At 40.5% G+C, this 25872-nt stretch carries 23 protein-coding genes and 1 tRNA gene; 13 read left to right on the forward strand and 11 right to left on the reverse strand.

Going from position 1 to position 25872, the window contains the following annotated elements; translation table 11 throughout:
* Positions 1-22: 22 nt before the first annotated feature.
* The 4 genes from infC to H153_RS0101445 are packed head-to-tail and all read right to left on the reverse strand — an operon-like array spanning position 23 to position 4731.
* Positions 23-565, reverse strand: a complete 543-nt coding sequence (gene infC, locus H153_RS0101430) for a translation initiation factor IF-3 (protein ID WP_022846352.1) — start codon at positions 563-565, stop codon at positions 23-25.
* The gene (gene thrS / locus H153_RS0101435) at positions 562-2538 is read right to left on the reverse strand and encodes a threonine--tRNA ligase (RefSeq protein WP_022846353.1); all 1977 of its coding nucleotides are present in this window, start codon (positions 2536-2538) and stop codon (positions 562-564) included. Before thrS ends, infC begins: the two co-directional genes overlap by 4 nt.
* A 22-nt stretch (positions 2539-2560) precedes the next feature.
* On the reverse strand, positions 2561-4471 hold the full coding sequence (locus tag H153_RS0101440; RefSeq protein ID WP_022846354.1) for a penicillin-binding protein 2: 1911 nt from the start codon (positions 4469-4471) through the stop codon (positions 2561-2563).
* On the reverse strand, positions 4468-4731 hold the full coding sequence (locus tag H153_RS0101445; RefSeq protein WP_022846355.1) for a hypothetical protein: 264 nt from the start codon (positions 4729-4731) through the stop codon (positions 4468-4470). The genes H153_RS0101440 and H153_RS0101445 overlap by 4 nt, the downstream gene beginning before the upstream one ends.
* A 46-nt stretch (positions 4732-4777) precedes the next feature.
* On the opposite strand from H153_RS0101445, the gene H153_RS0101450 reads away from it, so the two are divergent.
* Positions 4778-4854, forward strand: a tRNA-Arg gene (locus tag H153_RS0101450).
* A 1-nt stretch (position 4855) separates the two neighbouring features.
* Here H153_RS0101450 and purF read toward each other — a convergent pair.
* A complete protein-coding gene (gene purF / locus H153_RS0101455; protein WP_022846356.1) occupies positions 4856-6256 on the reverse strand; it encodes an amidophosphoribosyltransferase in 1401 nt (466 codons plus the stop codon).
* A gap of 129 nt (positions 6257-6385) precedes the next feature.
* On the opposite strand from purF, the gene purC reads away from it, so the two are divergent.
* From purC to H153_RS09810, 6 genes are all read left to right on the forward strand, one after another.
* Positions 6386-7102, forward strand: coding sequence for a phosphoribosylaminoimidazolesuccinocarboxamide synthase (gene purC / locus H153_RS0101460; RefSeq protein ID WP_022846357.1), 717 nt, complete (start codon positions 6386-6388; stop codon positions 7100-7102).
* Between the two features lie 2 nt (positions 7103-7104).
* On the forward strand, positions 7105-8175 hold the full coding sequence (trpS, locus tag H153_RS0101465) for a tryptophan--tRNA ligase (protein WP_022846358.1): 1071 nt from the start codon (positions 7105-7107) through the stop codon (positions 8173-8175).
* A gap of 90 nt (positions 8176-8265) precedes the next feature.
* Positions 8266-9339 (forward strand): bifunctional diaminohydroxyphosphoribosylaminopyrimidine deaminase/5-amino-6-(5-phosphoribosylamino)uracil reductase RibD, encoded by a 1074-nt coding sequence (gene ribD / locus H153_RS0101470; protein WP_022846359.1) that lies wholly within the window; start codon positions 8266-8268, stop codon positions 9337-9339.
* Positions 9336-9890: an RNA 2',3'-cyclic phosphodiesterase gene (thpR, locus tag H153_RS0101475; protein WP_022846360.1), complete on the forward strand. Its 555-nt coding sequence runs from the start codon at positions 9336-9338 to the stop codon at positions 9888-9890. Before ribD ends, thpR begins: the two co-directional genes overlap by 4 nt.
* Positions 9887-11053 carry a DUF445 family protein gene (locus H153_RS0101480; protein WP_022846361.1) on the forward strand — a complete coding sequence of 389 codons (1167 nt, stop codon included), beginning with the start codon at positions 9887-9889 and terminating at the stop codon, positions 11051-11053. The genes thpR and H153_RS0101480 overlap by 4 nt, the downstream gene beginning before the upstream one ends.
* Before the next feature lie 86 nt (positions 11054-11139).
* The gene (locus tag H153_RS09810) at positions 11140-12186 is read left to right on the forward strand and encodes a GGDEF domain-containing protein (protein WP_022846362.1); all 1047 of its coding nucleotides are present in this window, start codon (positions 11140-11142) and stop codon (positions 12184-12186) included.
* 1 nt (position 12187) lies between these two features.
* Here H153_RS09810 and H153_RS0101490 read toward each other — a convergent pair whose 3' ends face one another.
* From H153_RS0101490 to truA, 3 genes are read right to left on the reverse strand one after another with little or no spacing between them, the layout of a single operon-like run.
* The gene (locus H153_RS0101490) at positions 12188-13309 is read right to left on the reverse strand and encodes an aminotransferase class I/II-fold pyridoxal phosphate-dependent enzyme (RefSeq protein ID WP_022846363.1); all 1122 of its coding nucleotides are present in this window, start codon (positions 13307-13309) and stop codon (positions 12188-12190) included.
* Positions 13306-15543 (reverse strand): carbamoyltransferase HypF, encoded by a 2238-nt coding sequence (gene hypF, locus H153_RS0101495; protein ID WP_022846364.1) that lies wholly within the window; start codon positions 15541-15543, stop codon positions 13306-13308. The genes H153_RS0101490 and hypF overlap by 4 nt, the downstream gene beginning before the upstream one ends.
* Positions 15544-15582: 39 nt before the next feature.
* Positions 15583-16338: a tRNA pseudouridine(38-40) synthase TruA gene (gene truA, locus H153_RS0101500; protein ID WP_022846365.1), complete on the reverse strand. Its 756-nt coding sequence runs from the start codon at positions 16336-16338 to the stop codon at positions 15583-15585.
* Between the two features lie 195 nt (positions 16339-16533).
* Here truA and H153_RS08965 point away from each other — a divergent pair, with 195 nt between their 5' ends.
* Genes H153_RS08965 through H153_RS0101530 form a run of 6 tightly spaced genes read left to right on the forward strand, consistent with a single transcriptional unit; the run spans position 16534 to position 23819 of the window.
* Positions 16534-18342 carry a chloride channel protein gene (locus H153_RS08965; protein ID WP_022846366.1) on the forward strand — a complete coding sequence of 603 codons (1809 nt, stop codon included), beginning with the start codon at positions 16534-16536 and terminating at the stop codon, positions 18340-18342.
* Positions 18323-19774 carry a DNA mismatch repair endonuclease MutL gene (mutL, locus tag H153_RS0101510; RefSeq protein WP_081638795.1) on the forward strand — a complete coding sequence of 484 codons (1452 nt, stop codon included), beginning with the start codon at positions 18323-18325 and terminating at the stop codon, positions 19772-19774. Before H153_RS08965 ends, mutL begins: the two co-directional genes overlap by 20 nt.
* A 10-nt stretch (positions 19775-19784) precedes the next feature.
* Entirely contained in the window at positions 19785-20684 is a 900-nt protein-coding gene (htpX, locus tag H153_RS0101515) for a zinc metalloprotease HtpX (RefSeq protein ID WP_022846368.1), read from the forward strand.
* Positions 20685-20696: 12 nt separating this feature from the next.
* Entirely contained in the window at positions 20697-22037 is a 1341-nt protein-coding gene (locus H153_RS0101520) for a chloride channel protein (protein WP_022846369.1), read from the forward strand.
* Positions 22021-23199, forward strand: a complete 1179-nt coding sequence (coaBC, locus tag H153_RS0101525) for a bifunctional phosphopantothenoylcysteine decarboxylase/phosphopantothenate--cysteine ligase CoaBC (protein WP_022846370.1) — start codon at positions 22021-22023, stop codon at positions 23197-23199. The genes H153_RS0101520 and coaBC overlap by 17 nt, the downstream gene beginning before the upstream one ends.
* Complete coding sequence (locus H153_RS0101530) at positions 23196-23819, forward strand: HAD hydrolase-like protein (protein WP_022846371.1); 624 nt, start codon at positions 23196-23198, stop codon at positions 23817-23819. The genes coaBC and H153_RS0101530 overlap by 4 nt, the downstream gene beginning before the upstream one ends.
* Here H153_RS0101530 and H153_RS0101535 read toward each other — a convergent pair.
* Genes H153_RS0101535 through H153_RS0101545 form a run of 3 tightly spaced genes read right to left on the reverse strand, consistent with a single transcriptional unit; the run spans position 23797 to position 25838 of the window.
* The gene (locus H153_RS0101535; protein WP_022846372.1) at positions 23797-24480 is read right to left on the reverse strand and encodes a hypothetical protein; all 684 of its coding nucleotides are present in this window, start codon (positions 24478-24480) and stop codon (positions 23797-23799) included. The two genes, H153_RS0101530 and H153_RS0101535, sit on opposite strands and share 23 nt — an antisense overlap.
* Complete coding sequence (locus H153_RS0101540) at positions 24481-25251, reverse strand: A24 family peptidase (RefSeq protein WP_022846373.1); 771 nt, start codon at positions 25249-25251, stop codon at positions 24481-24483.
* The gene (locus tag H153_RS0101545; protein ID WP_022846374.1) at positions 25251-25838 is read right to left on the reverse strand and encodes a hypothetical protein; all 588 of its coding nucleotides are present in this window, start codon (positions 25836-25838) and stop codon (positions 25251-25253) included. Before H153_RS0101545 ends, H153_RS0101540 begins: the two co-directional genes overlap by 1 nt.
* Positions 25839-25872: the final 34 nt, after the last annotated feature.

Below are 25872 nucleotides of genomic sequence, written 5' to 3' on the forward strand. Positions count from 1 at the left end.
GCTGTAAAAGTAAAAGGGGTGATTATTTTTTATCTTTCTTAGGTGCAAGTATCATGAACATGTCTCTACCTTCTTTCTTCGGCTTCCTTTCTATCTGGGCAAGGTCTTCAACAGCTTTGTAAATCTTATCAAGCTGGGCGTATCCAAGCTCAAGGTGAGCCTGTTCCCTTCCTCTAAACATGATGACAACTTTTACCTTGTTACCCTTTTCAAGGAAACGCCGCGTCTGTTTTATACGGACGTTTATATCATGCTCATCTGTTCTCGGTCTGAGCTTAACCTCTTTAACCTCTATGGTTTTCTGTTTCTTTTTCGCTTCCTGTGCCTTCTTCTGCTGCTGATACTTGTATTTACCGTAGTCCATAATCCTGCAAACCGGCGGCTTTGCGTTTGGTGCCACTTCGACAAGATCAAGTCCCTGTTCCTTTGCAAGTTGAAGTGCTTTAAGAGTTGGCATGACTCCAAGCTTTTCTCCGTCAGCACCGATAACGAGAACCTCTCTTGCTCTGATAGCCTCGTTTACCCTTGTTTTTTCTGCTTTCTTACTTATGGCTCCCTCCTTCAAATTTTGTTTTCTATCTCAAATTTTAGCCTGTCAACGAGTTTATCAAGGGGCATTGAACCGATGTCACCCTCTTTTTTACTTCTGACAGAAACAGTGTTGCTTTCTCGTTCTTTCTGTCCGACAATGAGCATGTAAGGGATCTTCTGAACTTCAGCCTTTCTTATCTTGAATCCTACCTTTCCACTTTCATCGTCAAGTTTCACCCTGATTCCTGCTTCTTTAAGCTTTTTGTAAACCTCGTCAGCATAATCTATGTACTTGTCACTTACAGGAATAATGACTGCCTGAACAGGTGCAAGCCAGAGCGGGAAAAGTCCTGCATAGTGTTCTATAAGAAGACCGATAAACCTTTCCACGCTTCCCATAATAGCCCTGTGAACAAGAACGGGACGCTTTTTCTCACCGTCTCTATCAACGTAGTGGACGTCAAACCTTTCCGGAAGGTTAAAGTCAACTTGAATTGTAGGGCCGTCCCACTTTCTACCTATGGCGTCAAGAACGGCTATATCTATTTTTGGACCGTAGAAGGCGCCGTCTCCTTCAACGATGTTGTAGTCAAAACCTCTCTCTCTCAAAGCTTCTATAAGGCTGTTTGTTGCGTGTTCCCACTGCTCGTCTGTACCGATGTACTTTTCTGGCTTTGTTCCTATGTTTATGACATAGTCGAGCTTAAATGTTGAGAGAAGTTCCATGACGTAATCAAGGACTGATTGGATCTCCTCTTTAAGCTGATCAGGGCGGCAGAATATGTGACCATCGTCCTGTGTGAAACCTCTAACCCTCAGAAGACCGTGAAGGGAACCGCTCTTTTCGTACCTGTAAACCGTACCAAACTCAAAATACCTTATAGGAAGGTCTCTGTAAGACCTTGGTTGTGACTTGTATATGAGTATATGTGCCGGACAGTTCATGGGCTTTACTGCATACCAATTTGCCCTTTCTATCTCTTCAGGCGTTAGAGGAATTTCTTCGTTTCCAAGTTTTTCATCCTCATCATGTTCCACCACGGGAACAAAGAACATGTTTTCCTTGTAAAAATCATAGTGACCGGATGTTTTCCACAGTTCGGCCTTCATAAGATGGGGTGTGTAAACTCTCTCGTATCCGCGCTTTCTGTGTTCCTCTTCAGCCCAGGCTTCTATGGTCTGGCGCAGTATTGCACCGTTAGGGTGCCAGAAAACCAGTCCAGGTCCTGCCTCTTCGTGAATTGAAAAGAGGTCAAGTTGCTTTCCTAAAATTCTGTGATCTCTCTTTTTGGCTTCTTCAAGTCTGTGAAGATAATCATCAAGCTGGCTTTTTTTCCAGAAAGCTGTACCATAAATACGCTGAAGCATCTTATTGCGTGAATCGCCACGCCAGTAAGCGCCAGCTACGGAAAGAAGTTTGAAAGCTTTTATCATTCCAGCATGTTCAACGTGAGGACCGCGGCAGAGATCGTAGAAATCCTCACCGAGCCAGTAAATGGTAATTTCGGCATCTTCAGGAAGTTCATTTATGAGTTCAATCTTGTAAGGTTCATTCTTAAATAGTTCTAAAGCTTTTTCTCTTGAAACAACCTCTCTCTTAAAAGGCTCTTTTTCTTTAATGATTTTAGCCATTTCTTCTTCTATCTTTCCAAGGTCCTCTTCAGAGATTGTTTCAGGAAGGTCAAAATCGTAGTAAAAGCCTTCTTCTGTTGAAGGACCTATTGCAAGTTTAACGCTGTCTTCTCCGTAAATTTTCTTTACTGCCTTCGCAAGAACATGTGACGCACTGTGTCTTAAAATGTGAAGGGATTCTTCATCTTTAGAAGTTATTATTTTTATGTCACCGCTAACCTTTATGGGTGTTAATGTATCTATCAATTCGCCGTTAAAAACAGCTCCAACTGCATTTTTTTCAAGACTTTTAGCAATTTTGCCCGCAATTTCCTTTACCGTTACACCTTCTTCAACTTCCATTACGCTACCGTCAGGCAGTCTTATCTCTATCATCTCTCTACTCCCGCTCAAAAAATTACCTGTCTATTTTACGATAACCTTTCTTATATGGGAAATCCTGATTAATAGGTTTCCGTTCCATTTTATCGCCAACGAAGAAATACTTGTACTTATCGGGTTTTTCTCTCTCATAGAGTAAAATCCTCTCAGCTATTTCTTTAAAAACAGGAACCGCTATGTCACTTGCCCACAGCTTATTTTTCGGGACTTTCGGTTCATCAACGGTAACAACCATAACAAAATCCGGATCTGTAAGTGGAAAGGCGCCGGCGAACGTTGCCGTAATCTTATTCCTGTTGTAAGCCCTTATCCTCGGGTCATATTTAATTGCGGTTCCCGTTTTGCCGCCTATGTAGAAGTTTTCCATCTTTGTGTTCGTTCCGGTTCCACCTTCGACAACCGTGGCCAGAACTCTTCTCATCTCTTTAGAAACCCACGGTTTTATAACCTGTCTTATCCTTATTGCCGGAAAGTCTTTGATTACATCTCCTTTGTCGTTGATAATCTTTGCGATAATTCTTGGTTTATAGAGATATCCTCCGTTAACAAGGGCGCAGTAGGCTGTGGCTAACTGAAGCGTGTTAACCATTATGTTGTGTCCAAAAGCAAGTGTGGCAAAATCTACGTTTTTCCACTTTTTATAATTTCTCAAAGGGTAAACAGATTCTCCGGCTATTTCTATTCCTGTTTTCTGGCCAAAACCGAAGGCTTTCAAGTAGTTGTAGTATCTCTTTTTCCCTAATTTTTGAACTATTTTTATGATTCCAACGTTATCCGAATACTTGATAACTTCCCAGGCAGCCAGGGTAACGTTCTCACCGTGAAATTCGTTATGAAAGACTTTATCGTCAACCCTGTAATTGGCAGGTGCTTTTATGGGTGTCATTGGTGTTACAAGTCCTTCGTTTATTGCTGCGGCAAGAACGAATGGTTTTATTACAGAACCGGGTTCGTAAGGGGCACTTATGAAGCGGGGATTTATTTCTGATATAAAGTGTTTACCCCGTTTTGTTCCGTACTTATAGAATGGATACGATGCGGCTGCAATAATGTCGCCGGTTTTAGGGTTCATTACCACCACATTTATGAAGTTTGGATGCCACTTTTTTGCATATTTTTTGATGGTTTTTTCTACTATGTACTGGATGTTGGCATCAATAGTAAGAACCACGTTATTTCCCTTTTTGTATGATAAAAAGAGTGCGTCTGGATCGTTAACGTATAGATTTCCTCTGGCGTCCTTTAAGGCTGGAATGACGGTTTTATCACCGAGGATGATTTTGTGTTTTTCAAGATAAAGCTCAAGCCCGCTGATACCTTTACCTGATGAGTCCAAAACACCAACGACAGAAGAACCGACACCGTACGGATGGACTCGGTCAAACTCAGGCATTACTCCTATCAGATCAAACAGCTTTGGTTTCATTTGGTGACTCTTTTCCATGTATTCTTTTATTACCGCTGTAGCTTCCTTTCTCAGGTGGTTAATGTCACCATCTATGTTCTTTTTTAACCAGGTAAACTTTACGTTTTTAGAGAAGGCTTTTTGAAGGTCAGATCTGGTAATTCCCGTTTCGTTACCAAATGTATTCAGGAAGATAGTCTGAAATAATTTTTTGTCTTTTATCAGTTTTGGTCTTATGTAAAAAGAGCATTTTTTCTTGCTTACTGCTAAAGGGATTCCGTTTCTATCAAAGATTTCTCCCCTTTCAGACCGCAGGGTAAGTTTTCCTGTGTACTGCCTTTGAAGGAAGGTCAGATACTTTGACTTGTCTAAGTAGCACAAATTCAGGAGACGAAGTATAAAAAGCAGCAGGAGAAAGATAGAGATAAAAAGAAAAGAATTGAGCCTGTCGTCCTCGAATGGTTTAATGAAATAGTAAATTTTGTTTAAAAAGTTAGCTATATGGTAATATAACTTTCTCATTCTATGTATAGAACCTCGTTCTCTTTCAAATATTTCATTTTTTTGGTGGCGTTGTCCACCGTTTCTGGTTTTAAGATTTCGTAATATTTTATCTGTAAATTATTATACTCAGATTTTAAATTTTGTATTTCTTCTATCATTTTTGCTATCTTTCTCTTTTCAATTATGCATACGGAACGCAGGTGTGCAAGTCTAAACAGCAGGAAAATAAACAGGAAGGGTGACATTATTATAAAAATAAGATTGAGGTACTTTGACATCACGTTGCACCTTCAGCCCGTTTAACTATATTTTATCTAAGCCATTGCGCCTGTAGCTCAGCTGGATAGAGCCCAGGACTCCGGATCCTGGTGTCGCGGGTTCGAGTCCCGCCAGGCGCACCAGTTACCTCTCTTTTTTAGCCTGTTCAACAATCTCTTCGGGAATTTCAACGGGATATTTGCCGTCAAAACAGGCCGTACAGTAACCGCACTCTTTTCCGCCGGCAGCTCTTATCATACCGTCGAGGGAAAGGTATGCAAGTGTATCGGCTTCTATGAACTTAGCTATTTCTTCGATCGTATAGTTGGAAGCGATAAGTTGCTCCCTGGTTGGTGTATCAATGCCGAAATAACAGGGCCACCTTGTTGGTGGTGAACTGATTCTCATGTGAACTTCTTTTGCTCCCGCTTCCTTTAACATTCTTACAATTTTCCGGCTTGTTGTACCTCTAACGATTGAGTCATCTATAACAATTACTCTTTTTCCTTTTAAAACATCAGGAACAGGATTCAGTTTCACCTTGACGCTTATGTCCCTTGTTTTTTGAGTTGGTTTAATGAATGTTCTCCCAACATAATGATTCCTGATGAATCCAAGCTGAAATGGAATACCACTCTCTTCCGAGTAACCTATAGCTGGAACAAGTCCGGAATCCGGAACGGCTATGACCACATCAGCGTCAACGGGATTTTCTTTTGCAAGTGTTTTTCCAAATTCTTTCCTTACAGAATAGACGCTCTTGCCAAAGATATGACTATCAGGACGGGAGAAATAGACAAATTCAAATATACACTGGGAGCGGCGGCAGTTAAGTCCTTCAAATGGATAGATGGTTTTAATGGAATCCTTTGAAACAATTATCATCTCTCCGGGTTCAACATCTCTGATATACCTGGCACCGACTAAATCAAGGGCACATGTTTCTGAAGCAAAGACGATAGAACCTTCTAACTCTCCCATAACTAAAGGTCTAAATCCCCATGGATCCCTTACAGCTACAAGCTTATCGTCAGCCATGATAAGGAGAGAAAAAGCACCTTTTAATTTTGTAATAGCATCAACAATTTTGTCTTCAAACGCAGCAGCTTTTGACTTAACTATTAAGTGAACTATAACTTCTGAGTCGGTGGTGCCTCTGAAGATGGAGCCTTCATCTTCAAGTTTTTTCCTGAGCATAAGGGCGTTAACTATGTTGCCGTTGTGGGATATAGCTAATTTTCCGATTCTTGAGGAGACAACTATTGGCTGTATGTTGTCAGGTGAGTCAGAAGCGCCTGATGTTGAATACCTGTTGTGTCCAACGGCTGTGAATCCTTTAAGTTCGTCAAAAATTCTATGGGAAAAAACGCTGGAAACAAGGCCGAAATCTCTGTGGTAAACGATTTTATTTCCGTCAAATACCGCTATTCCGGCACTTTCCTGACCACGATGTTGTAAGGCGTAAAGTCCAAGGTATGTATAGTAAGCTGCGTGAGGATTGTTATATATTCCAAATACTCCACAGTATTCTTTTAAATTCTCCATAATTCCGCCTCTCTAAAAGCTCTTGTTTCAGGCTAACAATTATAACATTACCATCAGCCTTTTAAGGTATAATTTAAGCCTGAAGAGTGTTGGAAATTAGCAAACTTATATAGACGGAGGAAAACGGTTATGGAAAAAGGAAAGCTCCTTTACGAGGGAAAGGCTAAAGCTCTCTATGAGACAGACAGTGACAACCTTCTTATCCAGTACTTTAAGGATGATACAACAGCTTTTGACGGTGCTAAAAAAGAGCAGCTTGAGGAAAAGGGTGTTATCAATTGTGCTATTTCTACAAAAATATTTGAGTTTCTTGAGAAGAATGGGATAAAAACTCATTTCGTAGAGTCTCTGTCACCGAGGGAAATGCTTGTTAAAAGGTGTGAAATCATACCGGTTGAAGTGGTTGTGAGAAATATCGCGGCAGGTAGTTTCTCAAGAAGGTATGGTGTGGAGGAAGGTACGCTTTTGAAAGAGCCTTTGGTTGAATTTTTCTACAAGTCAGACGAGCTTCACGACCCAATGGTTTGTCCAAATCACGTGTACCTTTTTGGATGGGCAACGAGAGAAGAGCTTGCCCACATGGCTAAAGAGGCGCTGAAAATAAACGAACTTCTTAAAAATTTCTTTGACGCTATTGATATAACACTTGTTGACTTTAAACTTGAGTTTGGGAGACACAACGGGGAAGTGATTCTCGCCGATGAAATCACACCGGACAGCTGCAGGCTCTGGGACAAGTTAACCCACGAGGTTCTTGATAAAGACAGATTTAGAAAAGACATGGGCAAAGTTGTTGAAAGCTACAGGGAAGTTTACAGAAGAATCATGGAAAAGTACGGGGAGTGATAATGGAACGTAAGCTCGTAAGCAACGTCGATAAGGAAATGAAAATTGCCCTTGAAAAGTACAGGGAACCTGAAAATATAAAACGTGTTCTTTCCGGTATGAGACCTACGGGAAAACTCCATCTTGGAAACTACTTTGGTGCGTTAAAGGCGTGGATTAAACTTCAAGATAAAGCAGAAAGCTTCTTTTTCATCGCTGATTGGCACGCTATAACGACATCTTACCACGACCTCTCTTCTCTGTCTGCAAATACGGTTGAAATGATGGCAGATTGGCTGGCTGCTGGGCTTGATCCGGAAAAGGCAACACTTTTCGTTCAATCCTGGGTAAAAGAACACGCTGAGCTTTACTTGCTCCTTGGTATGACAGTACCCGTAAAGTGGCTTGAAAGGAACCCGACGTACAAAGAGATGATGGAAAACCTGAAGGACAGAGAGCTTGCCACTTATGGTTTCCTTGGTTACCCTGTCCTTCAGGCTGCCGACATTCTTATATATAGAGCTGACGTTGTACCTGTTGGTATAGACCAGATTCCTCACCTTGAACTAACAAGGGAGATAGCGAGGCGCTTCAACAACTTTTTTGGAAATCTTTTCCCGGAACCAAGGCCCTATCTTTCTGAAGCACCAAAACTTCCCGGCCTTGATGGAAGGAAGATGAGCAAAAGTTACGGCAACTGTATCTACCTGTCAGACAGCGAAGAAGAGGTAAACAGAAAGGTTAGAAGCATGTTTACCGATCCTTCGAGAATTAAAAAGACAGATCCGGGACATCCTGAAACGTGTCCGGTATTTGCCTACCACACAATATTTACCGACGGAGAGAGTTTGAAAGAAATAGAGTCTGACTGTAGGGCCGGAAAGATCGGGTGTGTTCAGTGTAAGAAGAAGCTTGCAGAAACGCTTAACAGCTTTCTCAATCCTATAAGGGATAGGAGAAACAGTTACCTGTCAAGAAAGAAAGAGATGGCTGAAATTTTTGTAGAGGGCAGCAGGAAGGCTGAAAGTATTGCGAAAGAAACGGTGGAAAGTGTAAGAGAAGCCATGAATTTCTTCAAACCGGAGGATCTGTGAATATAAGAAAAATCGTTGTTAGACTTGGTATTGCCTCGCTACTCATCTATCTGCTGGTTCTGTTCATCAATCAGCACTGAGGCGCGGTAGATGAATGATGATAGGTACATGGAAATTGCAATAGAAGAGGCACTTCGAGGGAAGGGGAATACCCTTCCCAATCCTGCTGTAGGTGCTGTAATAGTAAAGAATGGCAGGATTGTAGCTACAGGATTTCACGAAAAAGCAGGAATGCCCCACGCAGAAGCTGTTGCAATAGAAAAAGCCGGGGAAAAGGCGAAAGGGGCAACTATATATGTTACATTAGAGCCCTGTAATCATTACGGAAGAACGCCACCGTGCACGGAAAAAATAATAAAAGCTGGCATCAAACGGGCAGTCATAGGTGTTAGAGACCCAAATCCTGTGGCATCCGGTGGAATTGAAAGGTTAAAAGAAGCTGGAATAGAAGTTACAGTAGGTGTAAAAGACAAAGAGTGCAGGGAGCTTATAGACGATTTTACAGTACTTGTAAAAAAGAAGCGGGCTTTTTGTTCTTTAAAACTTGCAATGACTCTTGATGGAAAAATAGCCAGGAAAGACGGTTCATCAAAGTGGATAACAGGAGAACAGTCACGGCAGTATGTTCACAGACTCAGAACGATACATAATGGTGTAATGGTAGGTATAGGAACCGTTTTGAAAGACGATCCTCTGCTTAATGTCAGGCTTGTATCAGCACAGAGACAACCAAAAGCCATTGTAGTTGATAGGCAGCTTAGAATTCCGGTCCACTCAAAACTTGTAAAGGAAAGAGCTTCTGATCTGGTAGTGATAACAACGGAAGAAGCTTTACTCTCTTATAAGAGCGGTATTCTCAGGGATTTTGGCGTTACATTAATTCCTGCATCGGAAGGAAGAAACGGTGTTAATCTTAAAGAGGCACTTAAAGCACTAAAAGAGATTGGCATTTATAGTGTAATGTGTGAAGGTGGAAGCAGGCTCGCTCATTCCCTGATAAACGAAAACCTTGCTGATAAGTTTTACCTTTTCTATGCTCCGAAATTCTTTGGAAGTGGCATTCCTGCGTTGAATGGATGTGAAATGGAAAAGAAAGTTTCCATTTTTGACATTGAACCGATAGGAGAGGACTTTTTGATAAAGGCCTATCCGGAGGAATCGTGAAGAAGAGACTTTTCATAGGGACTACCGTTTCTATACCAGAGCCAGAACTTAAAGAAATAAAAAAAGAAATGGCCGCGTTAGAAATATCTGGAAAGTGGGTTGAAGAACATAACCTCCATTTTACATACAGGTTTCTTGGCGAGGTTCTTTCACCGTTCATCCCTGAAATTTCAAAAAGTTTGAGAAGTCACCTATCGAACGTTAATAAAGTAGAGGCAGAGTTAAAAGGCTTGGGCGTCTTTCCAAACTCTAAACATCCGAAAGTTTTATGGATAGGGATTAGCGCGCCGGGTATTGAAGTGATAAAGGAAGCTATTGATGCATCACTCAAGCCGTTTGGTTTTAAAGAAGAAAAACAAAAGTTTGTTCCGCACGTAACTGTTTTAAGGATAAAAAGGTTCAAACACAGAATAAAATTTTCAAATTATCTTAACCGTATGAAAGAGCATCTCTTTTTGAAAATGACAATAAAAGAGGTATCTTTAGTAGAGAGCGTGCTTACTTCGGAAGGGCCAATATACAAAAATTTGGAAACGGTGGAATTGGGATGAATGTTCAACTTTTAGTGCCACCCGTAGTTGGTGGAATAATAGGTTACTTTACAAACTACGTTGCGATAAAAATGCTTTTTCGACCCAGGAAGGCTGTTTACATAGGAAAATGGAAAGTGCCTTTCACGCCGGGACTTATACCGTCTAAGAGAGATAAACTGGCAGCCTCCATTGCAAAGGTTGTTAAGGAGAATCTTTTAACGGAAGAGACGGTAAGGAAAAGACTCAACGAAGAAAAGGTGAAAATAAGCATAGAAGCTCTTGTGGACAAAGGCTTAGACCGTTTACTTGACTCCATGCCTGAATATATAGAAAAGATGACCTTTTCTATAGCTGACAGAAGACTTTTTGAGGTGTTAAACATAACAGATGTGGAAAAAATGATAGGAAAAGTAGTTAATTACGTTTATGAAAAAAAAACAACGTTGAGGGACATTTTCCCGGAGGCTATTTTAAGAAAGAAAGAGGAAATAATTGGTAGTTTAACTAAAAAGCTTATTGAGGTGGCCAGAGAAAAGATAAATTCTGAAGAATTTTTAGACCTGATTGCGGACAGGATACAGAAATTTATGGAAACATCAGGAAAAATTCCCGATGTAGTTATATTTAGGAAACCTGTAAAAGTCATATCAGATACGATAGCTGTTAAAATAGTGAAGACTTTGAACGAAACGGTGGAGAGTCCGCTTTTTGTAGAAGCTGCAAAAAGTTACATATCCCGTACTTTTGACAGATTTTTAGAAAAAGAGATTGTAGAGTTAGTAGGAAAAAAATATGATAGAGAGTCTTTAACAAGGAGGTTAACGGCTATCGTATATGAAAACTTCAACACACCGATAAGAAAATTACCCTTTGTGAGGGATAAAACTTACACTTTAATTGCCGGCTGGATGAGAGCATTGATTGATAAAAACAGAGAATTGTTGATTGAGAACATCTCTTTAAAGTTGCTTGAGCTTATAGAAAAAGAACTTCCCGTGATTATGGAGTCTATGGATATAGAAAATCTTGTTGCTGAAAAGGTTAACTCGCTCCCAATAGATGAGGTTGAAGGGATAGTTTTAAGATTAATTGACGAAGAACTTAGATACATAACTCTTTTGGGTGGCATTTTGGGTTTTATAATAGGGGCTTTTCAGGATGTTCTTTTTTTCGTAAAATAAATCATAAAGCCATTTGGTTTAACATTTAGATTTAAAAATTATTTTGTTTGTTTTTGTTTTATTAAACATATTTTAAAGGGTTGGAAATGGTAATCTTTAGGGAGCGGGAGGTTTCTAAATCAACACTTCTCATATCTTTGTTGGTAGTTTTCTTTTTCATCGTCTTTTTTGGATTCAGTTTCATAATAAGAACGATAAAAGTTTATAGAACCGATGATGCCTTTATCATAAACCGTCTCGGGCAGATAAGAGGTTCTATCCAGAGATACGCCAAACTGGAAATTATAAAGTCGCCCGAAGCTGTTAGAATTAAAAACTATGTAAATAAAGCTCTTGAAGAGGTGGACGCAAAATACCTGAACAACAAGTTTCTTGAGAGTTACCAGCAACGGGTGAAGTTCAGGGAATCTTACGTCAAGCTTAAGCGTGTATGGAAGGATTTGGAAAATGCGACATCCGTTCCTGAAATCGTCAGTTTAAGTGAAAAATGCTGGAACTTGGCTGACCAGACGACTACAAAGGCACAGCACATAGCGGAAATAAAGGATAAACAGTTATTGAACATAATTGAAAATGTGAGGAATCTGATATTCAGCATAATTTTCATATTGGTGGTGGCAATTTACTTCTTTGTCAAGAAAGACCTTGAAAAAAATGCCACACTTGATAGTTTAACGCTTTTGTACAATAGAAACTACTTCGGCAGTCAGCTTCAAAGATACATATGGAAAAGCAGGAAGGATAATCTGCCGATTTCTGTGATAATGATAGATGTAGATTTTTTTAAAAAGATAAACGATACTTATGGTCATACAAAGGGTGATGAGGTTCTTGCAAGGATAGCACAGATAATAAGGAAGCAGATAAGGGATTCTGACCTTGCATTTAGGTACGGGGGTGAGGAGTTTCTGGTTGTTCTTCCCGGAATTTCTTTGAACAAGGCCAGGAAAATTGCTGAAAGGATAAGGGAAGCTGTTAAAAATGCGGATTTTGGAATAAGAAGACAGGTTACGGTAAGTTGCGGAGTGACTGAGTACAGAGCAGGTGATACGCTGAGAGATTTTATTGAAAGGGCAGATAAAGCTCTCTACCGGGCGAAGGCGCTTGGTAGAGATAGATGTGAGTTCTTATAGTTCACAATCTGTCAAGGTAGCTTTTCAGCCTTTCTACGCCTTCCGCTAAATGGTTAATGTTCCTCGTATATGCGAACCTTATGTAGTTTTCAGTTCCGTTTTTTCCAAAATCGACGCCTGGCGTAACGGCAACGTGGATGTTTTCCAAAAGTTCTTTTGCAAATTCAAAGGAGTTTTTACCGTATTTAGAGATGTTCGCCCATATGTAGAAGGCGCCTTCGGGTTTTGCGTCTATGTCAAATAATGGTGAAAGGGCGTTAAGGAGGTAGTTCCTCCTCTTTCTAAATGTTTCTGTCACTTTTGAAAGGTATTGATAATCAAAGGCACCAAGAGCTGCATACTGGCTTATTGTTGGGGCGCTTATGAAGAAATTTTGAAGTATTATCTCTGCTTTTCTCATTAGGTTCTCAGGCAGAATTATCCAGCCAAGGCGGAATCCAGGCATACAGAAATATTTTGAAAAACCACTGATTACGATAGCTCTATCGGAAAATTCAAGGGCCGTGTGTTCTTTTTTGTCATAAACGAGACCGTGGTAGATTTCGTCTGATATAAACCATATATTTTTTTCGTCGGCCGTTTCTATGAGCTTTTTAAGATTTTCTTTCTCATAAACGTTTCCTGTGGGGTTTGAGGGAGAGGGAATGTGAACTGCTTTAACATTGCTGTTTTCTTCTAACATATCAGGTGTTAGCTGGTAGTTTGTGCTTTTGTTAACAGGAACAAAAACAGGATCGATGCCCAGGACCTTTGCAAAATTTTTGTAGCAAGGGTAGGATGGGTCTGTAAGCAGTATCTTTTCACCAAAGTCAAGGAGTATGGAGTAGGCCACTAAAAAGGCGCCTGACGTACCTGGTGTTACTGCTATCCTTGAGGGGGATATGTCGATGCCGTACTTTCTGTGGTAAAACTCTGCAATCTTTTCTCTCAAAGGTAGCAGTCCAAGGCTTTCAATGTAACCGTTTTTCCCATCTTTAATGGCTCTTTCTGTCTCTTCCCACACCTGTGGTGGTGGTTGAAGGTCTGGTTGACCAACTTCAAAGTGAATGGTATCTCCGTATCTGCCGGCTTCCCTGACAATGTCCATAACTATGAATGAAGAAACGCCGTCAAGCCTTTTCATCTCATTCCTCCTGCAATTACCTGTCCAAGAGATATACCGCCATCGTTTGTTGGAACTATCTGGTGAGTATAGACGGTAAAGCCGTTTTCTTTTAAGAGAGGAAGAACAGTTTCAACTAAAAGGCCGTTCTGGAACACACCGCCGGAGAGGGCGACCCTGGAGATGCCTGTTCTCTTGAGTATTCTGGCAATTTCTAAAATCATCTCTGCCACGGCGTTGTGAAACTTTTTAGCAATAATGGGGATAGGTACGCCCCTTTCTGTATCCTTGATAACACCTTTTACGACTGGTATCCAGTTAATCGTTTCTCCTTCAATGGAAAATTTGTAGCTTTCCTCTGTGTCCGACTTTAGTGCTTCCTGTTCAAGGAGTATTGCAGCCTGTGCGTGGTATGAAACCCGTTTTTTTATTCCAGTTAGCGCTGCTATGCCATCAAACAGTCTTCCCATGCTGGATGTAAGTGGTGAATTGATAGCTTTTTCAACCATTTTTACGATGAAAGCAGCCGATTTTTCATCTGTTAAATGTTCAGGTGGTTTTATGTCTGCTTCAGTGCAGAGTGAAATGGCTACTCTATAAGGTTCTTTTACCGCTTTTTCACCGCCCGGAAGTCTGAACTGTTTGAGGTGAAACTTCCTTTCGTATTCGAAAAAGTTCAGGAGAAACACTTCACATCCCCAGATCGTTCCGTCATCTCCGTAGCCTGTTCCATCGAAAGAGAAGCCTATTACCTTCTCTTTCGGGTCGGCTTCGTTTTCGGCAAGGCACGATAAAAGATGGGTAAAGTGATGTTGAACCTTTAGTAGTTTTTCTTTAAACTTCCTCTCGCCGAACTTTGTTGAGTAGTAGAGGGGATGTTTGTCACATACAACGATTTCAGGTTTTACATTGAATAAAGATAGAAAATCATTGATTGTTTCTTCGTAAAATTCAACGGAAAGAGGCGTTTCTAAGTCTCCTATATGCTGTGATATGAAGACTTTGTCATCGATACCTAAAGCTATTGTGTTTTTCATAAAAGGTCCAAGTGCCAGTACTGGGTTTTTGAGTTTAAAGGGAAGTTTTACCGGTAAAGGTGCAAATCCCCTTGAGCGGCGCAGTGGTGATGGTTTTTCCGCAATGATTCTAATAACGGAATCATCACAGCGTCTTTTTATAGGACGGTTGTGGAGGAGCAGATAGTCCGCTATTTCAGTGAGTCTTTCAAGGGCTTCGTCGTTATCTTTCACTATTGGATCATCTGTAACGTTGGCACTTGTTGCAACGATAGGTTTGCCAAAGTCTTTCAGAATTAAATGGTGGAGCGGTGTGTACGGAAGAAAAGCACCTACCGTGCTGTTTGATGGTGCAACAGAAGGTGCAAGCGAGTAGTGTTTGCTCTTTTTAAGAACGACTATTGGTCTTTCAATGGAGAGCAGTGCCCGCTCTTCTAACGGTGAGACGACAGCTTCTTTCTTTATTGAATCAATGTCGGGAAACATTACCGCAAAAGGCTTCTCTTCACGGTTTTTTCTCTTTCTCAGCTCCCTTACGGTTTCTTCTTTTGACGCGTCACATATAAGATGAAAACCACCAAGTCCTTTTACGGCTAAGATTTTTCCAGCTTCTATCAGTTTTGCCGTTAATTCTATGGCTTCATCCTTTTCCGCTATCGTGTTTCCCTGTTTATCTGTTAGCCATACATGAGGGCCACAGACAGGGCAGGCGTTTGGTTGTGCGTGAAATCGTCTGTTTGAGGGGTCATTGTATTCCCTTTCACATTCTGGACACATTTTAAAGATTTTCATTGTAGTGTTTTTTCTGTCGTATGGTAATTTTTCAATGATGGTGTATCGGGGACCGCAGTTTGTGCAGTTTATAAATGGATACCGGTACCGCCTGTCCTGCGGATTTTCCATCTCTTTTATACACTCTTCACACGTTGCGAGGTCGGGAAGAATAAGAACTTCAACTTTTCCACCTTCGGTGCTTTTCTTTATTTCAAAGCTTTCGTATCCGGCATCTTCTAAGAATTTGTACTCAAGACTGTAAATTTTTGAAATAGGAGGTTTTTCCTTTTCTATCCTCAGTAGAAACTCTTTAACATCTTTTTCGTTGCCTTCCACTTCTATGATGACGCCTGATGTGTCGTTGAGTACGTATCCATTCAGGTTCAATGATGTGGCAAGTCTATAGATAAACGGACGAAAACCGACTCCTTGAACGGTTCCCGTTACAAAGATTTTAGCTCTCATCTGGCTCCTTTTAACTTTTGAGTGTCAAATATTTTACCATTACAGGGAGGGGTAGCTTTCGTAGTAAATTTTTATCAGGTAGAGACCTTCCGGCGGTGCTAAGAATGGAGCTACCTGCCGGTTTTTCGCTCTGAACATATCAGGTATTTCATCTGGAGCTAACTTTCCTGTTGCCGCTTCAACGGCGGTGGCAACTATTACCCTTATCATATGCCGGAGAAATGAGCGTCCTGTAATTCTTATCTCTATTGTGTGTTCATTCCGGGAAACAACTATTTCGTCTATCGTTCTTACTGGATTTTTATCTTCGTCTTTTGAAAGTTTCGAAAATGTTGTGAAGTCGTGTGTTCCTTTGAAAAAGGATAGGCTGTTTTTCAGGATTCTTACATCTAATTTCTGTGGTATGAACCAGGAACGTTTGTATTCAAAAGGTGACGCTACTGGCCTGTTAAATATTCTGTAAAGATACGTTTTTCCTTTTGCATCTTTTCTTGGATCAAAGTTTTCCGGTACTTCCTCTGCTGAAATTACTTTGATATCTGGCGGCAAAAGTCCGTTAAGTGCTCTCTGAATTTTGAAAAGCGGAATCTCTTTTACTGTTTTGAAAGTCGCAACCTGTCCAAGTGCGTGGACGCCGGCGTCTGTTCTGCTTGCCCCTTTAAGGTTGACATCGTGGTGCAGTATTTTTTCAAGAGCTTCTTTTATTGTTCCCTGAATGGTTTTCCCGTGCTTTTGAATCTGCCATCCCATGTAATTTGTTCCGTCGTATTCTATGGTTAGTTTAATGTTTCTCACATTTTCACCTGCACACATAGAATTTGATATCAAATTATAGGGAATGTATTTGTTTTTCAAGTTTCTCAGCAAGTTGGTAGATTTTTAGAGATTTTAAACTTTTTGCATATATCACCTTTTTAGGTATATAATAGTTTCTTGCGCGTTGGCCAGGTTGTTACAGAAAAAAGTGAATAAGGGGTTAGGAGGCGTGAGGTGTTCCATTTAGGGGCGATAAGGAAACGGTTTACTATTTCCTATCAGGAGAACTTTCAAGATTTATTCATTCCAGGGGTTATAGGTCTAATAACGGGTCTTTTTATAGTTGTGTTTGTCAGAGCCATAGAGTTTTCGACGAAGATTTTCCTTGGAAACATTGTTGGTTACATTCCGCCTCTCCCTGCAGGTGAAGGTGGAAGTACTGTTTATCATTTTGTAATGGCAAGACCTTACCTGTTGCCTCTATCAGTTGCGATAGGTGGTTTGATTGTGGGTGTTATTACCTATCTCGTTCCTGAGGCAAGAGGTGAAGGTACGGAAATGGCTATCAAAGCCTTTCACTTTCGCCTTCACTTAGGACTTAAATCGGCTGTTTTTAAACTTATCACTTCTGCTATTACAATTGGTTCCGGTGGCGTATCAGGAACTGAAGGTCCAAGTGCTTTAATTGGTGGCAGCGTTGGTTCTTTTGTCGGGAAACTTTTCAAACTTGATGACCACACAAAAAATATAGCTCTTGCGGTTGGTCTCGGAGCAGGTATTGCAGGTGTTTTTAAAGCACCCCTTGCCGGTGCTCTCCTCTCAGGTGAGCTTTTTTACAGGAGAGATTTTGAGGTAGAGGCTCTCATTCCGGGTTTTATAGCTTCTGTTACCTCTTACATTATAGTTGGCGTTTTTACCGGTTTCGAACATATGTTTAAAGTACCGGTCCATCCCTTTAAAGGTCTTTCTGTTCCTCTCTTTGTTACCTATTTTGTTATGGGTGTTCTTGCTGCTCTTGTTGCGAGACTTTTGGTCTATACGTTTTTTACAGTTCATCACTTTTTCGTAAACCTTGAGCTTCATCCAGCTTTAAAACCGGCCATCGGTGGTTTTTTTACGGGTATTCTTGGAATGCTTAACCCTCTTGCCATTGGTAGTGCTTATGGATGGATTCAGCTTATAATGCTGGGAAAGACGCATTATTTAACCCCGCTTCACATAATTACCGGTGTTATTATGGTTATTGTTGGATTATCGTTGACTCTCGGTTCCGGTGGTTCCGGTGGTATTTTTGGTCCGTGTATTGTTATAGGTGGATTAACCGGAGCATCTTTTTACCATGTAGCTAAATTTTTGAGTGTTTTACCTCAATCTCATATAGATATAGCTTCTTTCATGATTGTGGGTATGATAGCCACTCTTGCCGCTGCAGCCAATATCCCTCTATCAACGCTTATACTTGTTGTTGAGATAACGGGTGGTTATGATCTTTTAGTTCCTTCTCTCATAGCGGTATCTGTTGCTTACCTGCTTACTACCGACATTACAATGTTCCCTGCTCAGGTTAAAAGCAGGATTGATTCACCGGCGCATATGGATGAACTTAAAGGTGCGTTGCTCAGGACTTACAGGGTTGCCGACATTATGACTAAGAATGTGGTAACGATATCTCCCACTGATCCTGTTTTAAAGGCTGAGAGGTTGATGGCAGAATATACAATTTCAGGGATTCCTGTTGTTGTTAACGGAAAGGTTATAGGAATGGTTACCGGTAGGGATATAATGAAAGTTCCGATTTCTGACAGAGCCAAGGTAACTGTTGAACACGTTATGAGCAGGAATCCCGTCTGTGTTCTTCCCGATATGTCAATTCTTGAAGTTCTCAATATATTTATCAGCAACGGTATAGGGAGAGCTCCCGTTGTTGATAATTATGAAAACAAAAACCTTATTGGTATGATTACACGGGTTGATATTGCTAACTTCCTTGCCGAACAGGAGAGAAAGAAATTAGCGGAAGGGCATGATACGGCGTTTGAATGAGACTGTTATTTCAAGAATAGCGGCGGGACAGATAGCTGTCTCGCCGGCGTCTGTTGTTAAAGAGATTGTTGAAAACAGCCTTGACGCTAATGCTTCTGCTATAAGCGTTTTCATAAATTCACCCTTTAATTTCAAAGTTGTTGATGACGGTGAGGGTATTCCTTTTAAAGAGCTTCCTGTTGCTGTTGAAAGGTTTTCTACAAGTAAAATAGAGAGCGTTGAGGATTTATTGAGATTAAAAACTTATGGATTTAGAGGTGAGGCGCTCCACGCTATATCCCTCTTTTCACGTTTGACGATAAAGAGCCGTTATCATTCAGAAGATGTTGGTGGTGTTATAGTTTTAAAGGGTGGGGTTGTTGAAAGATATGAGCCGATGCCTTTTTCCGGTGGAACGACTGTTGTTGTTGAAGACCTTTACTTTAACGTTCCCGTGAGGAAAAAGAGCGTTTCAAGGAATGAGAAGCAAAAGATAAGAAGCGCGGTTGAAGATTTGGCCCTTGCCAATGAGAATGTCTCTTTCAGGATAGATAATTCCATTTATCCAGCCTCTTCTAAGGCGGAGAGAGTTTTTCGCATTACCGGCAAGCAATTTGAATTTAAAGAGGGGAAATTTTTTAAGCTCTTTTTAAAAAGCAGGTTTGAAAGCGGTTCTGGAAGGGTGAGGAAAGTTTTTGTAAATGGACGTCCGGTTGTTTCAAAGGATATTTCAGAGTTTATGAAGAAACATCACGTGGAAGAGTATATTCTTTTTATTGAGCTTTCACCTTCAGAGGTTGACTTTAACGTTTCTCCGTTGAAAGACAGGGTAGTTTTTAAGAACGTTGATACGTTGTTTAGCGGTTTGGAGAGGATGCTCGAAAGGTCGTTTTACTTTCTTCCGCAGTTTAAAACTGTTGAAGGCATTAAAGAGGAGAAACACATTGAGTATGGAACTTTAAAGTTAATTGGCAGTGACGGTACTGTTGCTATATGTGATGATGACAATTATTACTATTTCTTTGATATTCACCTTTTGCACGAAAGGGTTAATTACGAAAAGATACTTGAAAAACTAAAAGAGAAGTTTTTTGAAGAAAAAGAGCTTTTTCCGGTTGTTGCATTTACTGAACCTCTGGTTGCTGATAAACTTAGAAAATTGGGAATAACTGTTAAAAGAGATGGTAAAAAGTACGTTGTTCCTTCTATTCCTGTGATTCTTTCGCGGGAAGATGTTGAAGCTGTTATAAAAGGTGAGGATCCTGAAAGTGTTGCGTCTGCTGCATGTAAAAATGCTGTTAAGTCGGGTGTTGAGTTTGTTTCCAGGATGGAACTTGAAAAGCTGATTTCTCTCTATCTTGAATGTAAGGAAAAACGGGTTTGTCCCCACGGAAGACCTATATTTTATAGAATTAAAAAGAGAGAAATTTTGAGAAAGCTGGGAAGATTGTGAGAGGTAAAAGGTGGTGAATACGGTAAAAACTGTTTTCTTCTTGGCACTTCTTTCTGCCATACTTCTTGTTTTCGGGAAGCTGGTCGGTGGCACTACCGGTATGATTTTTGCTTTCTTTATTGCCATGGGAATGAATTTTGCCAGCTGGTTCTTCTCCGACAGAATTGTCCTTTCAATGTACGGTGCAAGGGAAGTTTCACCTGAGGAAGCCCCAGAGCTTCACGAAATTGTTGAGAAGCTTGCAAAGAATGCCGGAATTCCCAAGCCAAAGGTTGCTATCGTTCCTATGGATGTTCCAAACGCTTTCGCAACCGGTAGAGATCCGGAACACGGCGTTGTTTGTGTAACTACGAAGCTTCTTGAAATTTTGGATAGGGATGAAGTAGAGGGTGTTCTTTCCCATGAGATTGCCCACATCAGAAACAGGGACACTCTAATTTCAGCTGTTGCTGCAACGATGGCGAGTGCTATTGTCATGATTGCTGATATGGCAAGGTGGTCTCTCTTTTTTGGGTTTGGCAGAGATGACGAAAGGGACGGTATAGCGGAGACTATAGGTCTTATTCTAATGATTATTGTTGCACCGGTAGCTGCAACTCTTATAAGAATGGCTATATCAAGGTCAAGAGAGTTTATTGCGGATGAAACGGGGGCAAAAATTTCAGGAAAACCTGAAGCTCTTGCCAGCGCTTTGAAGAAGCTTGAACTTTACGCAAAAGGTCTTCCGCCGGAAGTTGTAGAGGCAGAGGTAAAACCTGCAACATCCCACATGTTTATTGTAAATCCGTTTAAAGGTGATGGGTTGGCTGTTCTCTTTTCAACACATCCACCGACAGAAGAGAGAATAAGAAGGCTTCTGGAGATTGCTAAAAAGTTGTTTGGCAGAGTGAGAGATTTTTTTGATCTGTAATCGGAGATTTTTATGAAGTTTGATAGAACTTTCTTTCAGCTTGTCTGGCAATACCTTAAGGGTTGTGCAAAGGTAAATCTAAAACTTCGTTTTGATCTTCTTTCCATTTCTCACTTTTTAGGAAGGTGGATACCTTATGCTTTCACTGTCGGCATAATAACAGGTTCTATAGCTGCCTTTATGGATGTTTTAATTACAGAGATAAATCGGTTGATATCCATACATGACGTTCTTTTCTTTCTGTATCCTATAGCTACGGCACTTGTGGTTGGTTATACGCTTGTAATTGATCCTGTCGTTGGCGGTCCCGGGATAGGGTATGCCATAGTTCATTTAAAAACAAAGTACTTTTTGCCTGCTAAACTTGTCTTTTTAAAGTTTGTATCTTCAACTCTGGTTCTTTCCGGCGGTTTTATAGCCGGTAGAGAAGGCCCTTCATTTTTCATCGGTGTTGCCATTGGAGAGTGGCTTGGAAAGGCTTACGGTTTTAGCAAAAGATTTAAAAATCTTTTAGGACTTATAGGAGGTGGTGCGTTTACCGGGGCACTTTTGAAAGCACCTCTTGGAAGTTCAATCTTTGCCATGGAACTTGAAAATATGTACGATTTTGATTATTCGCCTTTTGTTCCGATGATTATTGCAGCCATTACCAGTTATTTGACCTTTACTTTTTTTAGAGGTGAGAGTGCATTTATAGCTCTTACTCGGGAACCTGTATGGACGCTTGACAGCATACCCTACCTTGTAATTATGGGGCTTACGATTTCTTTTATTATCTACCTTTACACGTTTATGTTTCACACAGGTTCCTGCGTTTCTAAATTTTTTGAGCCGTTTAAAAGGCCTGTAATCGGGACGGCAGTTTCTCTTCCGATACTTATTGCTCTTTACTTTGCTACTAACGATACGGAGATTTTAGCTGCACCGGCACACATGAATATTGTTTCAAAATTGGCACAAGTGCCGTTTCCTGTTTGGATTGACATTATAATAGTTATTGGGGTAATCCTTGTGACGAGCCTGACCCTCGGTTTTGGAATTCCCGGGGGGCTTGTCCTTCCTAACCTTTTGATAGGTGCCGCTGTTGGTAATATGTTTGGACATCTTTTTCCTGATCAGATAGTTATGTTTTCTCTTGCTGGAATGGGTGCAGCGCTCGCTGCAGGTGCAAAAACGCCCCTTGCCGCCATCGTTATGATTACCGAGATGAGCCATGCTGATGTTGTTATTCCTATGACGGCAGCAGTTATTACCAGTTACACGACGAGCTTTGGATTCAGTCTTTACCTTGGCCAGGAGATAGACATTAAACCTTTAATAAAAGGAGTGACAAAACGTGGTAAGGACACTTGAAGGTAAGAAAATATTGCTTGGAATAACGGGAAGTATTGCAGCTTATAAGGCCGTAGAGATTTTAAGGGAGCTCCAGAGAAGGGGAGCGGACGTTTACACTGCTGTTACTCCCAATGCTCTTGAATTTGTTTCTGAAGTGGTTTTAAGAACCCTTTCAGGACATTCTGTCTATAAAGAGATTGTGCCAAAAGAAAATCCTGAAATAAGGCACACCTCCCTTGCATCTTTGGTTGATCTTTTCATTGTTGCTCCGGCTACCGGCAATACGATAGCAAAGATAGCCTGTGGTATAGCTGATAACCCTGTTACAGCTTCAGCACTTGCGATAGGAAAGGGTATTATCTGCCCTGCTATGAACGTTAAGATGTATGAGAATCCAGCAACTGTTGATAACATTGAGCTTTTGAGAAAGAGGGGGTACGTTATAGTTGATTCTGATGAGGGAGAGCTTGCCTGTGGCGTGAGAGGAAAGGGGAGACTTGCAAAAGTTGAGACGATTGTTGAGGCAGTTGAAGATTACTTTATTCCGAAGTTTTTGAGGGGGAAAAAGGTTGTTGTTACGGCAGGTCCTACGAGGGAGTATATAGATCCTGTCAGATTTATTTCCAATCCTTCTTCTGGAAAAATGGGATATGAAATAGCTAAAGTTGCAAGAGCTGCAGGTGCATCAGTGACATTAATATCCGGAAAAACCTGCCTGGACGCTCCTTCCGGGATGAATTTTATTGAGGTTGAAACGGTTGATGAGATGAGGAGTGCCGTTATTGAGAATATAAAAGGTGCTGATGTTTACATCTCAGCGGCAGCTATCGGTGATTATAGACCGGTTAAGAGAAGTGAAAGTAAGATAAAGAAAGGGGCAGGTAGGCTTGTTATAGAGTTTGAGAGAACGCCTGATATTCTTTCTGAAGTTGCTGAAGGTAAACTTGCCCGTTTTATCGTTGGTTTTGCTGCTGAGACGGACAATCTGATTGAGAATGCCCGAAAGAAACTTAAATCCAAAAAGATAGATATGGTCGTTGCCAATGATGTAAAAGGAAAAGTTTTTGGAAAGGATGAGACAGAATGTGTTATTGTTGGGGAGAATTTTGAGGAAAAAGTAAGTGGTTCTAAAAGAAAGGTGGCTTTAGAGATTTTGAAGCTTATAAGTCAAAAATTATGAAAACGGTTGTTTTTGATTTTGACGGTACGTTAGTAGATACTTTTGACATAGCGGTTAACGTTTACAACAGAGTTGCACCGATTTTTCGTATTCGCAGGATTGCCCGTACAGAGAGGGAAACAGTTAAGAATTTCTCTCTCAATGAATTTGCTGTTAAGTATCGTATTGCAAGTTATAAGTTTCTTCCCCTTGTTATTTTTTTAAGGTTTTTAATGGTAAGGGAGAAAAAGAGGAAGAAAATTTCCTTTTTTCCAGGCACAGTTCAGATGATCAGGGATTTACGAAATAGTGGTTTTAGATGTGGTATTTTGACAACAAATTCGAGGAGGTTTGTTTCTTCGCTTCTTGAAAAAGAGAAACTCTCTGAGTGTTTTTCTTTCATTGAGACAAATCCTTTCTTGAGAGGTAAACATAAAAGTTTGGAAAAATTAAAAAAGTTCCACGGAGATTTTGTTTATGTGTGTGACGAGGGGAGGGATGTAGTTGCAGCAAAAGAGGCCGGTGTAGTTTCAGTAGCAGTAACCTGGGGGTTCAACTCGGCGGAGAACCTGTTGAGATTTTCCCCAGATTTTATTATTTCTTCACCTCAAGAGTTTTTCAATGTTTTAAAAGATCTATAAAGTTCTCAAAGAAGTCTTTTCCAGGTTTTTCTTCTTTGATTTTTTCAAACAGCTCTTTCCCCGGTTTTTTTTCGATTAGCTTTTTAACGGCTCTTTCGCCTGGCCTCTTTTCAATGATGCTTTTTGCTATGCTTTCACCAGGTCGCTTTTCCAAAAGTTTATTAAATAGCCCTTTCCCGGGTTTTTTCTCTATCAGTTTTTTAAGTGCTTTTTCTCCAGGTCGTTTTTCTATCACCTTCTTTAAAATTTCTTCCCCGGGTCTCTTCTCCACTATTTTGCTGACGAGCTCTTTTCCCGGTTTTTTTGTCACAAGCTTTCTAATGATATCTTCGCCAGGTTTGTTTCTGTGTTTCATGAATCTTTCGCCATGTTCGTAAGAGGCTTTTTGATTAAAGGTTTCTTCTCTACAGGTGTGCACCTCTGTTTTTGATTTTTGCTTTTCCAGAGCTTCTTGAAGTTTATGAAGAACCTGTTCGTGCTGTTTCTTTATTTCCTGATAAATGTCCGCCGTTGCAGGTAGCCGTTCTATTCTTTTTACTATGTTTCCCTGGAAGAATATGTTCGTGACAACTTTTCCTGATGATTTGTAGTATTCAGTCTGGACGTGGAACGTTTTTGTTCCGCAACGGAAATTGGTGTTCATTGAGAAGGTCTCGTTCATCTATCCTCCCAGGTAAAACTTTAAAAGTAAGTTACCTAAAAAAATCGTCAAATATCCCCCTACTGCTAGAAACGGACCAAAAGGTAAAGGGGTTTCGCTATCCTTATCTTTTGATATTATAAATATAATACCAATTATTGCGCCGATGAGGGAAGCAAAGAAAATTACGAAGAAGACTTTTTTCCACCCGAGGAATGCACCTATTGTAGCCATTATGTTGGCATCTCCATATCCCATCCCTTCACGACCTCTTATCATGAAGTACGTTTCTATGATAAATAGAATGATTCCGGAACCTAAAGATGCACCTAAGATAGAATCAATAATATTCATACTGTGGGTAAATGGTGAAAGAGCTATCCCGAGAATCATAACGATGTAGCACGGTTTAACCGGTACCATCATTTCTTTTATGTCAATTGCAGAGATTACTATAAGGAACCAGGTTAGTATGCTGTAGTATAGTGCGTCAAAGGTGATTCCGAAACGAAAAAATATTGCTGCAGTGAGAATGGCTGTAAGAAGCTCAATGAGCGGGTAGGTTGGTGATATTTTCTCACCACAGTAACGACATCTTCCTCTAAGAAGGAGATAGCTGATTATGGGTATGTTATCGTACCATTTGATTGGCGTACCGCATTTAGGACAGTGAGACCCTGGAAATACTATTGATTCTTCCCTGGGAAGTCTGTAGATGCAGACATTCAAGAAACTTCCGACAATGCTCCCTAAAACGAAGCCAAATAAAACGGACAGCAGAGAATTTGACATTAATGGGTCTCCATAGAAGCGTTGTTAATAACGGAAAGAATTTTTAGAAGAAACTCTTTCCACTTTTCAATGCCGGTTAAAAAGTCAGTTTCTAAAAATTTTACCATCTCTTCAGGAGCTTTTATTTCATTAAGGCGGAGCATTTTTTCTTCAATTTCAAGTATTGCCTCGTCCATTCCTTCCACTATAGGCAGGAATATGCTTCCCTTTTCAAGGATTTCCACGGTTTTCATTATGGAATCACTGATGTAATTGATGTGTAGTTGTGCCAGCTCTTCCGAAGCTTCGAAGGCTTCTACTACCATTTCTATTGCACCGTTTACCGAGTCAAGAGCCATTATAGAAAGTTCTATGTGATTTTTTAAAAAGTTTATTGTGGAGTCGGTTACTATGTTAATTTCTGATACATCGTTTAGACTATCAAGGTAGTCGGGATGGACAGTTTTGCCACCGATTTCAACGCTTTTTATTACTCTTTCCGGAAAAAGATATTTAAATTCGACGAGTCTCAGCATTTCTTTTAGATTTTTGTATTTCTGTTTCTCTATTTTAACTTTTTGCACCTTTCCATCTATTCTGAGCTTCACTCAAGACCTCCGGCTGTGCTTTTAAAGAAATTTT

This window comes from Desulfurobacterium sp. TC5-1 (assembly GCF_000421485.1).
Lineage (GTDB): Bacteria > Aquificota > Aquificia > Desulfurobacteriales > Desulfurobacteriaceae > Desulfurobacterium_A.